The organism is Pseudomonas sp. Irchel s3a12 (genome assembly GCF_900187485.1).
Lineage (GTDB): Bacteria > Pseudomonadota > Gammaproteobacteria > Pseudomonadales > Pseudomonadaceae > Aquipseudomonas > Aquipseudomonas neuropathica.
This window is the reverse complement of record NZ_FYDN01000001.1, coordinates 533,469-546,285: the sequence shown is the minus strand read 5'-3', so window position 1 is coordinate 546,285 and position 12,817 is coordinate 533,469. Positions and strand designations below refer to the sequence as shown.

13 protein-coding genes are annotated in these 12,817 nt (G+C 60.5%); 7 read left to right on the top strand and 6 right to left on the bottom strand.

What is annotated here, in order from left to right; genetic code table 11:
* Positions 1–101 precede the first annotated feature (101 nt).
* Positions 102–1,199, top strand: a complete 1,098-nt coding sequence (locus CKW14_RS02565) for a polyamine ABC transporter substrate-binding protein (RefSeq protein ID WP_095124560.1) — start codon at positions 102–104, stop codon at positions 1,197–1,199.
* A gap of 235 nt (positions 1,200–1,434) precedes the next feature.
* On the opposite strand, the gene thpR is transcribed toward CKW14_RS02565, so the two are convergent.
* Positions 1,435–1,956, bottom strand: coding sequence for an RNA 2',3'-cyclic phosphodiesterase (thpR, locus tag CKW14_RS02555; protein WP_095047964.1), 522 nt, complete (start codon positions 1,954–1,956; stop codon positions 1,435–1,437).
* 107 nt (positions 1,957–2,063) lie between these two features.
* Between thpR and CKW14_RS02550 the strand changes: the two genes are divergently transcribed.
* Positions 2,064–2,255 carry a hypothetical protein gene (locus tag CKW14_RS02550; RefSeq protein ID WP_095047965.1) on the top strand — a complete coding sequence of 64 codons (192 nt, stop codon included), beginning with the start codon at positions 2,064–2,066 and terminating at the stop codon, positions 2,253–2,255.
* Positions 2,256–2,371: 116 nt separating this feature from the next.
* Here the strand turns inward: CKW14_RS02550 and CKW14_RS02545 are convergent, their stop codons facing one another.
* Both CKW14_RS02545 and CKW14_RS02540 read right to left on the bottom strand, forming a co-directional pair.
* The gene (locus CKW14_RS02545; RefSeq protein ID WP_095124559.1) at positions 2,372–2,725 is read right to left on the bottom strand and encodes a DUF1428 domain-containing protein; all 354 of its coding nucleotides are present in this window, start codon (positions 2,723–2,725) and stop codon (positions 2,372–2,374) included.
* Positions 2,726–2,727: 2 nt separating this feature from the next.
* The gene (locus CKW14_RS02540; protein WP_095124558.1) at positions 2,728–3,810 is read right to left on the bottom strand and encodes a hypothetical protein; all 1,083 of its coding nucleotides are present in this window, start codon (positions 3,808–3,810) and stop codon (positions 2,728–2,730) included.
* Positions 3,811–4,116: 306 nt separating this feature from the next.
* Here CKW14_RS02540 and CKW14_RS02535 point away from each other — a divergent pair, with 306 nt between their 5' ends.
* Complete coding sequence (locus tag CKW14_RS02535) at positions 4,117–4,392, top strand: hypothetical protein (RefSeq protein ID WP_095047967.1); 276 nt, start codon at positions 4,117–4,119, stop codon at positions 4,390–4,392.
* Between the two features lie 71 nt (positions 4,393–4,463).
* On the opposite strand, the gene CKW14_RS02530 is transcribed toward CKW14_RS02535, so the two are convergent.
* Complete coding sequence (locus CKW14_RS02530) at positions 4,464–5,528, bottom strand: hypothetical protein (protein ID WP_095124557.1); 1,065 nt, start codon at positions 5,526–5,528, stop codon at positions 4,464–4,466.
* Between the two features lie 115 nt (positions 5,529–5,643).
* Positions 5,644–5,847, bottom strand: a complete 204-nt coding sequence (locus tag CKW14_RS02525; protein WP_095124556.1) for a hypothetical protein — start codon at positions 5,845–5,847, stop codon at positions 5,644–5,646.
* A gap of 243 nt (positions 5,848–6,090) precedes the next feature.
* Here CKW14_RS02525 and CKW14_RS02520 point away from each other — a divergent pair, with 243 nt between their 5' ends.
* The 4 genes from CKW14_RS02520 to paoC all read left to right on the top strand — a co-directional run bounded on the left by CKW14_RS02520 (position 6,091) and on the right by paoC (position 11,907).
* Positions 6,091–7,845 carry an L-lactate permease gene (locus CKW14_RS02520; protein ID WP_095047969.1) on the top strand — a complete coding sequence of 585 codons (1,755 nt, stop codon included), beginning with the start codon at positions 6,091–6,093 and terminating at the stop codon, positions 7,843–7,845.
* A gap of 290 nt (positions 7,846–8,135) precedes the next feature.
* Positions 8,136–8,759, top strand: a complete 624-nt coding sequence (gene paoA, locus CKW14_RS02515) for an aldehyde dehydrogenase iron-sulfur subunit PaoA (RefSeq protein WP_093440843.1) — start codon at positions 8,136–8,138, stop codon at positions 8,757–8,759.
* The gene (locus CKW14_RS02510; protein ID WP_095047971.1) at positions 8,756–9,712 is read left to right on the top strand and encodes a xanthine dehydrogenase family protein subunit M; all 957 of its coding nucleotides are present in this window, start codon (positions 8,756–8,758) and stop codon (positions 9,710–9,712) included. The genes paoA and CKW14_RS02510 overlap by 4 nt, the downstream gene beginning before the upstream one ends.
* Positions 9,709–11,907, top strand: a complete 2,199-nt coding sequence (gene paoC / locus CKW14_RS02505; RefSeq protein ID WP_095124555.1) for an aldehyde oxidoreductase molybdenum-binding subunit PaoC — start codon at positions 9,709–9,711, stop codon at positions 11,905–11,907. Before CKW14_RS02510 ends, paoC begins: the two co-directional genes overlap by 4 nt.
* Positions 11,908–12,311: 404 nt before the next feature.
* Here the strand turns inward: paoC and CKW14_RS02500 are convergent, their stop codons facing one another.
* On the bottom strand, positions 12,312–12,788 hold the full coding sequence (locus CKW14_RS02500; RefSeq protein WP_095124554.1) for a cupin domain-containing protein: 477 nt from the start codon (positions 12,786–12,788) through the stop codon (positions 12,312–12,314).
* Positions 12,789–12,817: the final 29 nt, after the last annotated feature.

Sequence of the window (12,817 nt, the reverse complement as noted above, 5' to 3'; positions counted from 1 at the left end):
ACAAATGTAGTCAGCCCCTCGGTCAGTCCCCTCTCCCCCTGGGAGAGGGTTAGGGTGAGGGGGCTTTGCGTAACGTGAATAAAAAGAATGGAGTTGTACCGATGAAAATGTTTGGCAGGACTCTGCTGACACTGTCCTTAATGGGCGCAATCGTCATGGGCGCCCAGGCCAACGACAAGGTGCTGCGTGTTTACAACTGGTCTGATTACATCGCGCCGGACACCGTCAAGAAGTTCGAGGACGAGACCGGCATCCGCGTGACCTACGACGTCTTCGACAGCAACGAAACCCTCGAGGCGCGTTTGCTGGCGGGCAAATCCGGCTACGACCTGGTCGTGCCGTCGAACAGTTTCCTGGCCAAGCAGATCAAGGCCGGCGTCTATCAGACGCTGGACAAATCGAAGCTGCCGAACTGGAAGAATCTCAACCCGGTGCTGCTGAAAAACGCCGCCGCCAGTGATCCGGACAACGCCCACGCGTTCCCTTATATGTGGGGCTCGATCGGCATCGGCTTCAACCCGGCCAAGGTCAAGGAAGTGCTCGGCGCCAACGCCCCGACCAATTCATGGGATTTGTTGTTCAAACCGGAAAACGCTGAAAAACTCAAAGCCTGCGGCATCAGTTTCCTCGATTCGCCGACCGAAATGATCCCGGCCGCCCTGCACTACCTGGGCTACCCGGTGAACGACAAGGATACCGCGCACATCAAGGAAGCCGAGGCGCTGTTCATGAAGATCCGCCCGAACGTGGCGTACTTCCACTCCTCGAAATACATCTCGGATCTGGCCAACGGCAACATCTGCGTCGCGGTCGGTTACTCCGGTGATGTGCTGCAGGCCAAGGCTCGCGCGGTGGAATCGGGCAACAACGTGGTGATCGACTACAGCATTCCCAAAGAAGGCGCCGGCAGCTTCTACGACATGGTCGCGATCCCCCGCGATGCGGCGAACGTCGAGAACGCCTACCTGTTCATGGACTTCCTGATGCGCCCGGAGATCATCGCCGAGATCACCAACAGCAACGGCTACAGCAACGCCAATGCGGCGGCGACGCCATTGGTGGATGAAGCGATCCGCAACGACCCGGGTTCGTACCCGTCGCAAGCGGTGATGGCGACGCTGTATGCGGTGCCGGATCAGCCGATTGCCACCCAGCGGATCATGACCCGTGGCTGGACCCGGGTGAAACTCGGTAAGTGAGCCGATGATCGTTCCCACGCTCCGCGTGGGAACGCAGTCCGGGACGCTCTGCGTCCCAAAGCGTGACGCGGAGCGTCACAAGAGGCATTCCCACGCAGAGCGTGGGAACGATCAGTGTAAAAATTTCCCGTTCACGCAGCGCCTTACCACCGCTGCACCCTGCAATGAACGGCCTCACCTGGCTTCCTCGGTCAAGGTGAATTTCAGGCGCCCTCGGGCGCCTTTTTTTGTGCGCTCAAATCAGCGGCCAATCCTGCAGGATGCGATAGCGACCCTTGTGCGATTCGAACAAGGCAAAGCGTTCGGCACGCAAGAAAAACTCCGGCGGCGTGGCGGATTCCGGCTCTGGCGCACGGTAGTCTCGGGCGAGGGTCAGATGCGGACGAAACTCTCGGGGCGTCTCTTCAAAACCAAAAGGCAACATCGCCTGCTCCAATGCGTAGACCAGCCGCAGCAGCGCCTGCGGGGCCTGCTCGGGGGCGAGCGACAACACCCCGGCGCGATGCCAGACCTGCAGTCGATCAAGCGGAATTCTCAAGGCTTCTCCCGGCGTACGCACTTGTCCGGCGGCCTCGCAGACTTCGTTGATCTGCGCCAAGGGCACGGCGCCGAGAAACAGCAGCGTAAGGTGGAAATTGTCCGCCGGCACCGGCTTACCGGTTCGCAAACCCAACTCCCCGCGCCAATGAGCAATTGCCTTGCGTTGCACCGCCGGGCAATCGAGGGCGAAAAACAGTCGCTTCGCTTCTTCGGTCATGGCCCTGCTCCCCTGTTCAAAGTGATCCGCCGGATTCTACACAGCCTGATCTGACGACTCGTGACAGGAAGCTATAGTTCAAGGATTGCCATCAACCGGAGGCCGCCATGCGCGAGATCCTCAGCAAAGAACCGTGGTGGGCCCGGCCGCCCAATCCTGGGCAGGATGAAAGCGAACTGGAATGGGGCTGGCTGGTGCATTACAGCGAGGGCGAGCCGCGCTTCGAATTCGTCCGTGAACGCCCGACGGACGAGCAGATCCGCAACCGTAAAAGCTGCAGAATCACTCCCTCGGAGTGAACACAATACCTGTAGGAGTGAGCCTGCTCGCGATGGCGTTCGCACATTCAATGCTTCATTGACAGACCCACCGCGATCGCGAGCAGGCTCACTCGTACAAAAGATTTACGCTGGTTTCAGGGTTCGAGGATATTTTTAAAGCCACCAAAGATCATCCGCTGGCCATCAAACCCCATTGGATTGACGTCCGGTTGCATGCGCGGATCTTCCATAATTTTGCCCATGCCGGCGTCCCGAGTGGCCTTGTCGGGCCAGATCAGCCAGCCGGATGAAACCGTCTCGCCCTCCTTGAGTTTGACCGCCATCGGGAATGAGGTGACTTTGCCCTCCGGCACGTCATCGCCCCAGCACTGCATCACATCCTGTGCACCGTATTCTTTGAACAGTTTCGCCGCGATTGCGCAGTGCTTTTTGTACTGCTCACGATTGGCAGTCGGCACCGGCGCTACGAAAATATCGATGTAAGCCATGATCACTCTCCTTGCACGTTGGGTTCGATCTGCTGATTGGTCGATTGCGGCGGCTGCCATTCGACACGATTCCCCCCCAAGCCGACCGACGGTTCATCAACCCTATCCAGATTGCGCTCGACCTGCCCGGCCAGGTGCAACGTGCCGGCCATAACGCCAGTCGTCGGGCTCTGCACCAGTTTCAGCCAGGCTTTGTCGAAGGTGCTGCCCAGACTGGTGCGAATCAGCGCTTCGCTGTCGGGTCGGTCATTGGCCTGGAGGATGGCGCGAATGCCGGCGACACCGACCGAGATCAGCCCTCCAGCCAGTTTCCCCGCCGCGGCCGCTACAGCACTGGCGGCCCCGCGCGGGGCCATTTCCGCTTCCATCCGCTGACTGGCGCGCTTGGCCACCGGGGCCATGCCAGCATCGGTCGAGGCAATGCCCTTGGCGCCGCCGTCAGTGTGGATCTTGTCGATCAACGCGGCATAGGCCGGCAAGGTGTTCAACGGTTCCGTGCTGATCACTTGAAACAACGAAGCATCGCGCGCTGGCGGCGGGCCCAGTGCAATGGCGGGGATTTTCTGCAAACGCCCGTTGAGCTGAGCGACAGGCACACCATGACGCTGGGCGATGAGCGGCATCTGCTGCGCCATCAACTGCGCATAGAACGCCGTCGCCTGCCCCAGAATTGCATCCGGATCGATCTCCACCGCCACCGGCGCCAGCACTCTTTCCTGATATTGCTCAAGCAGATACGCCGCCAGCCGCTTGGCTGATGCATCTTGCTCACCGCCGGCATTGATCGTGTACCAACTGACTTTCATCGACAGCCATTCCTGGGTCCAGTAGCTGCTGAACCACGGAATGAAATTTTCTTCAGTTTGCTGATAGACGCGAGTGCGCCAATGTTCCATCGAACCGCGGGCAAAGACTTTAACTTGCTCGGTGGACTGCTGCGAAGCGCTGACAATTTCCCGGTCGATCTGCTGCCAGGTGGCCGGCGAGACAAACACGGCTTGCGGCGCTGACACCGGCGCCCGCGCCGAAGTGGCGCAGCCGGCCAGCAACAACAGTGCGGCGACGAGCAGCGCACGCGAGTTCACGGTGGCGGTGTCCTTGAGATGAGTGGGATGCAGATTTGAGTATAGGTGTGTCAATTGAGCCTGATGTTGGATGTACCGGCCTCATCGCTGGCAAGCCAGCTCCCACAAGGATTTCCAGCAGCCGCAGATTTTGTGATCGCCTCAGAACCTGTGGGAGCTGGCTTGCCAGCGATAAGGCCATCAGCAACACCCCAAAAACTCTAACCATCACTGCCATCGATATTCACCATCGCCACGATTGCCTTCCGCCCACCGCCCATCAAAGGCACGATTGACCCATCCGAAACACAACGAGGAGTTCACAACATGATTCACACCCACGTCACACTCTCCGTGAGTTTCCCGGTGTTCGGCAGCAACTATTACGACCAGCACGCCGTGTCGCATAAGGCTCAAGCGCTGGTGTTCAACGAAGATTTCGAAGATCTGCTGATGCCCGCCGCCACGAATCATTTCAACAATGAAGTGGTCGGCATCAACGATCAGTTCCGTTTTCTGAGCGACATTCTCGCCACCCATTTGCTGGACATCGAGGCCTCTGTGCCTGCGCGATCCAGCGTCCGGGCGAGCGCTCATTTTTAATTGCAACAGGCACAAAAAAGCCCACTGGCCGTATCGGCGCAGCGGGCTTTTTCACATCAGGATTGCGCCGTTCAGCGCTTCCAGCACTCGGCGTAACGCGAGCAGACGTTGTACTGCGCATCCATTTTGGCCATACGGTCGAGATGGCGTATGACGGTTTCGCCCATGACCTCCTTGGACGACTGGAAGTAGTACGTGATCATGCCGGTTTCCATGTCGGCCTGCACCGCATTGCCACGCTTGCCGGAAGTACCATCGACGGCAGACCATTCTTTCAAGCGCTTGTCGTCGATACTGCGCAGACGTTTGCGATACTCGTCGCTGGAACGGGTGATCGCCTCGCTGGGAATCGCGGAACCCTCAATGTTGAAGGCGTCTAGATTCTGACGGTACAGCGCCCAGTAATCGTCTGGCAGTTCAAAGCCCATTTTCGCCTTGCGCTCGCTGACCAGCGAATCGAGTTTTTCCGGCGTAAACGTCGTCGCGGCGCGCGTCTTCGCGTCGGACTTCAACACCACGAAGAGGCTGCCATTGACGATGCGGTCGATCATGACCGTCCGCTCCGGCGTATCCGGCAGCAGCACTGGCGGCTTGGGAAAGATCGGGTTGCGCCCGGCACAGGCCGCCAGCCCCTCGCGTTTCATCGGGAGCGGCGTGCGTACGTCCTTGCCATCGATGCGCTGCACGCGCTGCATCAGCGTCGAACACTGGCGGCCCTTGAGGTCGAAGGTCAGCTCATATTCTGTATCGTGCTGAGGTTTGAAGCTGAAACCCGACCCGCACACGGCATAACCGGTCTGGGTGTTGACCTTCAGGTACATTTCCTTGTCGGGCGGCAGCTTGATTTCCAGGTAGCTCTTGGCCTTTTCCGGGGGCGCCACGCTCATGCCCACCCGGCGCGCACTGTCGACGATGAACAGGTTGTTGAGCAAGCCGGTGGTCTGGCCATCGCAATGCTCTGCATCGTAATAATCCACCGACGCGTTATCGGTGCTGGCGACAAAGCGCAGCTTAGCGGCATCAGGTGCGACCGAATCCTGATAGGTTCCCAACTGGGTGCACCCCGACAGCAGCAGGCCCGACAGAACTGCACTGATAACAACGGGTATACGGCGCGACAGCAAAGCCACAGACATGATCATCCTTGGGGGAGAAGGGGAAAAAAAACGGCGATGCTACTGAATTGCCATCATTGCGTCCACTCCCCCGCGTCTGCGCGACTGTTCTACTAATGGGGCGCGCAGAACTCAGTCAATCATCATCCCGATCGCGGTAGTAGCGACGCCCGTCGCGACGATCATCGCGGTCGTCCCAGCGCCGGTCGTGGTCGTAATTGCGGCCATGATCGCGGTCGTAATGCCGGCCATGGCGGTGGTCATCATCAAAATCCGCGACACAGCCGCCGAGCAATACGGCGGCGGTCACGGTCAGCAGTATTGTTGTTGCACGCTTCATTCAACACTTCCCTAAAACCAAGGTCTTGACGACGGAATCGGCGACGCTGCCCGCGCCTTCAGGACGCGGTGCGCGCAGCCGCAGATACGACCGGGCAAAACGCCTTTGATTCAGTGGCCACTATCGACCGTTTGTCGCCCAGCCCGCGCTGACCGAGCGGCGGCGAAACGCCACCTATACTCCTTGCAACCAAGCACCACGCAATGGATCTGCGCCCTCAATAACAACAAGCAGAGGTGGACCATGGTCTGGCAGCAAATTTACGACCCGTTCGGCAACCCGGTGATCTCCACGCTCATGGCCGCCGTACCGGTGGTGGTGATGCTTGCGGCGCTGGCGTTCTTCCACGTCAAGGCGCATCTCGCGGCGCTGCTGGCGCTGGCGTCCGCCCTGCTGATTTCGATTTTTGCCTTCGGCATGCCGGCGAGCATGGCCGGTTCTGCGGCGTTGTTCGGTGCGGCGAATGGCTTGCTGCCAATCGGCTGGATCGTCCTCAACATCATCTTTCTGCACCGTCTGACCACCGAGAACGGCTCGTTCAAAGTGCTGCAGGATTCCCTTGCGCGGATCACCGATGACCGCCGTTTGCAGTTGTTGCTGATCGCGTTCTGCTTCGGTGCGTTTTTCGAAGGTGCGGCGGGGTTCGGCACGCCGGTAGCGGTGACCGGGGCGATTCTGATCGGGCTGGGGTTTTCGCCGTTGGCCGCGTCGGGTCTGGCGCTGATCGCCAACACCGCGCCGGTGGCATTCGGCGCACTCGGTACGCCGATCATCACGCTGGCCAAAGTTACCGGGCTGGATGAAATGGAACTGTCGATGATGGTTGGTCGGCAGTTGCCGTTTTTCTCGGTGCTAGTGCCGTTCTGGCTGATCTGGGCCTTCGCCGGGTGGCGCAAGATGCTGGAGATCTGGCCGGCGATTCTGGTGGCCGGCGTCAGCTTCGCGATCCCGCAATTTCTGGTGTCGAACTACCACGGCCCAATGTTGGTGGACGTGATCGCCGCGCTGATTTCCATGGCCTGTCTGACGCTGTTTTTGAAGGTGTGGAAACCGGCGACCATTCACACCTCGGCAGCGCTGTCAGGGCGCGTCGACAACTCCAAAGTCGAGGAAGAAAAAATCACTGCCAGCGCCGCGTTCAGCGATCAGGCGCGCCCGGCGGTGATGCGCGCGTGGATGCCGTGGATCATCCTCACCGTATTCGTTTTTGCCTGGGGCACTCAAGGCTTCAAGAATATGTTCGACACCCGGCCCGCGATTGATCCGGTCACCCAGTCGGCCAAGCTTGATCCCGCTGGCAAACCGCTGCGCGAGGCTAACCCGATTTTCGCCCCGGCGGTGACGTTCACCAGCCTGCACCTGCAAATCGAAAAAGTCCCGCCCGTGGTTGCCGCGCCGAAAGCGGAAGAAGCGGTGTACAAATTCACTTGGCTGACCGCCACCGGCAGCGGGATTCTGCTGGCAGCAATTGTCGGCGGTTTGCTGATGGGCTATTCCATCCCGCAACTGATCAAGCAGTACCTGCGCACGTTGTGGGTGGTGCGGTTTTCGTTGATCACCATTGCGGCGATGCTGGCGCTGGGGTTTCTCACGCGCTACTCGGGACTCGACGCGACCATGGGTCTGGCGTTTGCCGCGACGGGGATTTTCTACCCGATGTTCGGCACGTTGCTCGGTTGGCTGGGAGTGGCGTTGACCGGGTCGGATACCGCGTCGAACGTGTTGTTTGGTGGTTTGCAGCGGGTGACGTCGGAACAGCTCGGGATCAGTCCGATCCTGATGGCGGCGGCGAACAGCTCCGGCGGGGTGATGGGCAAAATGGTCGATGCGCAATCGATCGTGGTCGCCTCCACCGCGACCCGTTGGTACGGGCATGAAGGCGAGATTCTGCGCTATGTGTTCTTCCACTCGATTGTGTTGGCAATTCTTGTCGGCGGGCTGGTGACGTTGCAGGCGTATGTGGCGCCATTTACCTCGATGGTGGTGGGCGGGCATTAGTCCGGCCGAACACATTTCAAATGTGGGAGCGAGCCTGCTCGCGAAAGCGGCCGGTCAGGCAATGAAGATTTTGGCTGGGCCGACCTCTTCGCGAGCAGGCTCGCTCCCACAGGGATGTATGTAAGGCAGAAGATTGATGAGCTGTGCGCATAACTCTATAGCGAAAATCCGACAAAACCTTTTCCTCTTTCCGGCAGTCACTCCTTAACGAGACCGGCGATGACGCTGGCTGCCTGCTTGGGCCATTCACGACCCTGCTGCCCTGATGAAGAGAGAAAAGGAATCGAACCATGACGATTTCCCGACGCGGATTTCTGATCCTCGGCGCCGTGACCGCCACTGCCTTCGCGATGCCGCCGTTTATCAGCCTCAAGGCCTATGCGGCCAACCTGGAGCAACCGGCCATGAGCAAAGTGACGATCAACGTCAACGGCAAGCCGCGTGCGCTTGACGTCGACACCCGCACGACCCTGCTCGATGCCTTGCGCGAGCACCTGCACCTGAGCGGCACCAAAAAAGGCTGCGACCACGGCCAGTGCGGCGCCTGCACGGTGATCGCCGATGGTCGACGCATCAACTCTTGCCTGACCCTGGCGGTAATGCACGAAGGCAGCGAGATCACCACCATCGAAGGCCTCGGCATGCCGGACAATCTGCACCCGATGCAGGCCGCATTCATCAAGCACGACGGCTATCAGTGCGGCTATTGCACACCGGGGCAGATTTGCTCGGCGGTGTCAGTGATCAAGGAAATCCGCGACGGTATCCCCAGCCACGTCAGTGAGAGCCTCACCGAGGCGCCGCAGTTGATCGCCAGAGAGTTTCAGGAGCGCATGAGCGGCAATATCTGCCGCTGCGGTGCCTACTCGAACATCATAGAAGCCATTACCGAAGTCGCGGAGGTACCGGCATGAGACCGTTCAATTACAGCCGCGCCGACTCCCCCGCCGCTGCCGCTGCGCAAGCCGCACAGGTCGAAGGCGCACGCTTCATCGCTGGCGGCACCAACCTGCTGGACTTGATGAAACTCGACATCGAAACCCCGCTGCACCTGATCGACGTCAACCACCTCGGCCTGGATCAGATCGAAGCCACGCCCGAGGGCGGCTTGCGCATCGGCGCGCTGGTGCGCAACACCGATCTGGCGGCCGATATGCGCGTGCGGAAAGACTACGCCCTGCTCTCGCGCGCCTTGCTCGCCGGGGCTTCCGGACAGTTGCGCAACATGGCGAGCACCGCCGGCAACCTGCTGCAACGCACGCGCTGCCCGTATTTCTACGACACCCATCAAGCCTGCAACAAACGCAATCCCGGCAGCGGTTGCGCGGCGATTGGCGGGGTCAGTCGGCAACTCGGCATCATCGGCGTCAGCGACGCGTGCATCGCCACGCACCCGAGTGACATGGCAATTGCCATGCGTGCCCTCGATGCGCAGATTGACACGGTGAAACCCGACGGCAGCACCCGCAGCATCGCCATGGCCGACTTTCACCAGTTGCCCGGTACCACGCCGAACATCGAAACCAGCCTGACGCCCGGCGAGTTCATCACCTCGGTGACACTGCCCGCGCCCGTCGGCGGCACCCACATTTATCACAAGGTGCGTGATCGTTCGTCCTACGCATTCGCGCTGGTCTCGGTCGGCCTGATCCTGCAAAAAGACGGCAGCGGCCGCGTTGCGGTCGGCGGTATCGCGCCGAAACCGTGGCGGGTTGAAGCGGCCGAAGCGCTGCTGCCAAAAGGCGCCAAAGCCGTCAGCGAACGCCTGCTCGACGGCGCCACGCCGACCCACGACAACCAGTTCAAACTGACCCTGGTCGAGCGCACGCTCGGCTCGGTGTTGGCGCAAGCGAGGGATGAAGCATGAAATTCGACACGCCCGCCACCACCAACCCAATCGACCAGTTGAAGGTCATCGGCCAACCCACCGAGCGCATCGAAGGGCCGTTGAAAACCTGCGGCCAGGCCACGTATGCCTACGAGCAACATGAAGCGGCCGCCAATCAGGCCTACGGTGTCATGGTCGATGCGGCCATCGCCAAAGGGCGGATCAAAGCCATTCATCTGGACGCGGCGAAAGCCGCGCCGGGCGTGCTGGCGATTGTCACCGCCGCGAATGCCGGCAAGCTCGACAAGGGTCAATACAACGCCGCCCACCTGCTCGCCGGTCCCGAAGTGCAGCATTATCAGCAAGCCGTCGCGCTGGTGGTCGCTGAGACCTTCGAACAGGCCCGCGCCGCCGCGCAACGGGTCAAGGTCGATTACGAAGCCGTCGAAGGCAAATTCGATCTGGCCAGCGTGAAAGACTTGGGCGTCGAGCCGAAAGACGAGTTGCCCGACGTCAATCATGGTGACTTCGACAAGGCCTTTGCCGCCGCGCCGGTGCAGTTCGATCAGACTTACACCACCCCGGACCAGTCCCACGCGATGATGGAACCCCACGCGACATTGGCAGCGTGGAAAGGCGATCAACTGACGTTGTGGACCTCCAATCAGATGGTCGCGTGGAGTGTCGGCGACATTGCGAAAACCCTCGGCCTACCGAAGGAAAAAGTTCGTTTGGTCTCGCCGTATATCGGTGGCGGTTTCGGCGGCAAGCTGTTCATCCGCGCCGACGCGATTCTTGCCGCCCTCGGTGCGCGCATGGCTGGCCGACCGGTGAAGGTGGCCCTCGCCCGCCCGCAGATGGCCAACAACACCACGCACCGTCCGGCGACAATTCAGCGCATCCGCATGGGCGCCACGGCGGACGGCAAGCTCACCGCCATCGCTCACGAAGGCTGGTCGGGCAACCTTGCCGACGGCAAGGTCGAACTCGCCGCACAACCGAGCCAGTTGCTGTACGCCGCCGAAAACCGTCGCGTGAGCATGCGCCTCGCGCCGCTCGATTTGCCCGAAGGCAACGCCATGCGTGCGCCGGGTGAAGCACCGGGGTTGATGGTGCTGGAAATCGCCATGGACGAGATGGCCGAGCAACTGAAGATGGACCCGGTGCAATTCCGCATTCTCAACGATACGCAGGTCGATCCGGTGAAGACCGAACGGCCGTTTTCCCAGCGGCAATTGATCAAGTGCCTGCAGACCGGGGCCGAGAAATTTGGCTGGGATCAGCGCAAGGCTCAACCGGGCAGCCGTCGTGAAGGTCGCTGGCTGATCGGCATGGGCGTGGCTGCGGCGTTTCGCAACAACCTGCTGGTCAAGTCCGGCGCCCGCGTTCATTTGGAGCGTGACGGCAAGATTGTTGTGGAAACCGACATGACCGATATCGGCACCGGCAGCTATACGATCATCGCGCAGACTGCCGCCGAGATGATGGGCGTTGGCCTCGACGCGGTGGTGGTGCGGCTGGGTGACTCGAACTTCCCCGTGTCGGCCGGCTCCGGCGGCCAGTTCGGCGGTAACTGCTCGACCTCCGGGGTCTATGCCGCGTGCGTAAAACTGCGCGAAGCAGTGGCGAGCAAACTGGGGCTGGCGGCGGACCAGGCCAAATTCATCGACGGTCAGGTGCGCTTCGGCAGCAAGAGCGTGCCATTGCGCAATGCGGCTGAAGGCGGCGCACTGGTCGGCGAGGACAGCATCGAGTTCGGTGATCTGGCCGAGAAATATCAGCAGTCGACCTTTGGTGCGCATTTCGTCGAAGTCGCCGTCGACGCGGCCACCGGTGAAGTACGCGTGCGACGCATGCTCGCGGTGTGTGCAGCAGGGCGGATTCTCAATCCGACATCGGCGCGCAGTCAGGTGATTGGTGCGATGACCATGGGCGTCGGTGCAGCGTTGATGGAAGAGTTGGCGGTGGACAAGAAACTTGGGTTTTTCGTCAACCATGATCTGGCCGGGTACGAGGTGCCGGTGCATGCCGATATTCCGCATCAGGAGGTGATTTTCCTTGATGAGACTGATCCGCTGTCTTCGCCGATGAAGGCCAAGGGTGTCGGTGAGTTGGGGATTTGCGGGGTCAGTGCGGCGGTGGCGAATGCTATTTACAATGCTACGGGGGCTAGGGTGCGGGAGTATCCAATCACCCTCGATAAAATCCTCTCTTCACTGCCGGAGATGATCTAAACGCCTGAAAAGAGCCCCTCACCCTAGCCCTCTCCCAGAGGGAGAGGGGACCGATCCGGGGATGTTCGGGATCTGCACCGACCTGAACGTCTTGCTGTGAATCCATAATCGACACGGCACTTTCAGGTCGGAGTGCTGTGAATCCGTAATCGACACGGCACTTTCAGGTCGGAGTGCTGTGAATCCGTAATCGACACGGCACTTTCAGGTCGGAGTGCTGTGAATCCGTAATCGACACGGCACTTTCAGGTCGAAGTGCTGTGAACCCATAATCGACTCGGTCTCTCAGGTCGATGTATGGCGCAAGACACCTCGGTCGGCCCCCTCTCCCTCCGGGAGAGGGCTGGGGTGAGGGAAATCAGGTGGCGCACCAGCATGGGGTGCTAGTGCGCTACCAACAGCTTTCAGTCAGCTCGCGGATATTGCTCATCACTCACCTGCTCCATCCAATCCGCGACTTTGCCATCGAGCACTTCAGCAATCGCGATATGAGTCATCGCCGTGCCGGGCGCCGCACCGTGCCAATGCTTGGCCCCCGGCGCAATCCACACGGTATCCCCTGGACGAATCTCACGAACCGGCTGCCCCCACTCCTGCACAAACCCGGAACCGGCCGTGACGATCAAGGTCTGTCCCAACGGATGTGTATGCCACGCGGTGCGCGCGCCCGGCTCAAACGTCACCGTCGCACCACTGACCCGCGCTGCTTCGGTGCCTTTGAACGGCGCATCGACCCGCACAGTGCCGGTGAACCAGTCCGTTGGGCCCTTGGCCGAAGGTTGCGAACCATTCGGTGTGACGGTCACTCGTGGTGTTTCATTGGCCTGCACCTCACCCGCTAACAGGGAAAGGGTCAATGCAGAAGCGGCAATCGGGTTCATGGCGGTTCCTCCGGATAAACAAAGTCAGC

What these genes read in the sequence shown, in the direction of transcription:
- CKW14_RS02565 (WP_095124560.1), top strand. Translation starts at nt 102, where the DNA reads ATGAAAATGTTTGGCAGGACTCTGCTGACACTGTCCTTAATGGGCGCA.
- thpR (WP_095047964.1), bottom strand. Translation starts at nt 1,956, where the DNA reads ATGACCGAAGAAGCGAAGCGACTGTTTTTCGCCCTCGATTGCCCGGCG.
- CKW14_RS02550 (WP_095047965.1), top strand. Translation starts at nt 2,064, where the DNA reads ATGCGCGAGATCCTCAGCAAAGAACCGTGGTGGGCCCGGCCGCCCAAT.
- CKW14_RS02545 (WP_095124559.1), bottom strand. Translation starts at nt 2,725, where the DNA reads ATGGCTTACATCGATATTTTCGTAGCGCCGGTGCCGACTGCCAATCGT.
- CKW14_RS02535 (WP_095047967.1), top strand. Translation starts at nt 4,117, where the DNA reads ATGATTCACACCCACGTCACACTCTCCGTGAGTTTCCCGGTGTTCGGC.
- CKW14_RS02530 (WP_095124557.1), bottom strand. Translation starts at nt 5,528, where the DNA reads ATGTCTGTGGCTTTGCTGTCGCGCCGTATACCCGTTGTTATCAGTGCA.
- CKW14_RS02525 (WP_095124556.1), bottom strand. Translation starts at nt 5,847, where the DNA reads ATGAAGCGTGCAACAACAATACTGCTGACCGTGACCGCCGCCGTATTG.
- CKW14_RS02520 (WP_095047969.1), top strand. Translation starts at nt 6,091, where the DNA reads ATGGTCTGGCAGCAAATTTACGACCCGTTCGGCAACCCGGTGATCTCC.
- paoA (WP_093440843.1), top strand. Translation starts at nt 8,136, where the DNA reads ATGACGATTTCCCGACGCGGATTTCTGATCCTCGGCGCCGTGACCGCC.
- CKW14_RS02510 (WP_095047971.1), top strand. Translation starts at nt 8,756, where the DNA reads ATGAGACCGTTCAATTACAGCCGCGCCGACTCCCCCGCCGCTGCCGCT.
- paoC (WP_095124555.1), top strand. Translation starts at nt 9,709, where the DNA reads ATGAAATTCGACACGCCCGCCACCACCAACCCAATCGACCAGTTGAAG.
- CKW14_RS02500 (WP_095124554.1), bottom strand. Translation starts at nt 12,788, where the DNA reads ATGAACCCGATTGCCGCTTCTGCATTGACCCTTTCCCTGTTAGCGGGT.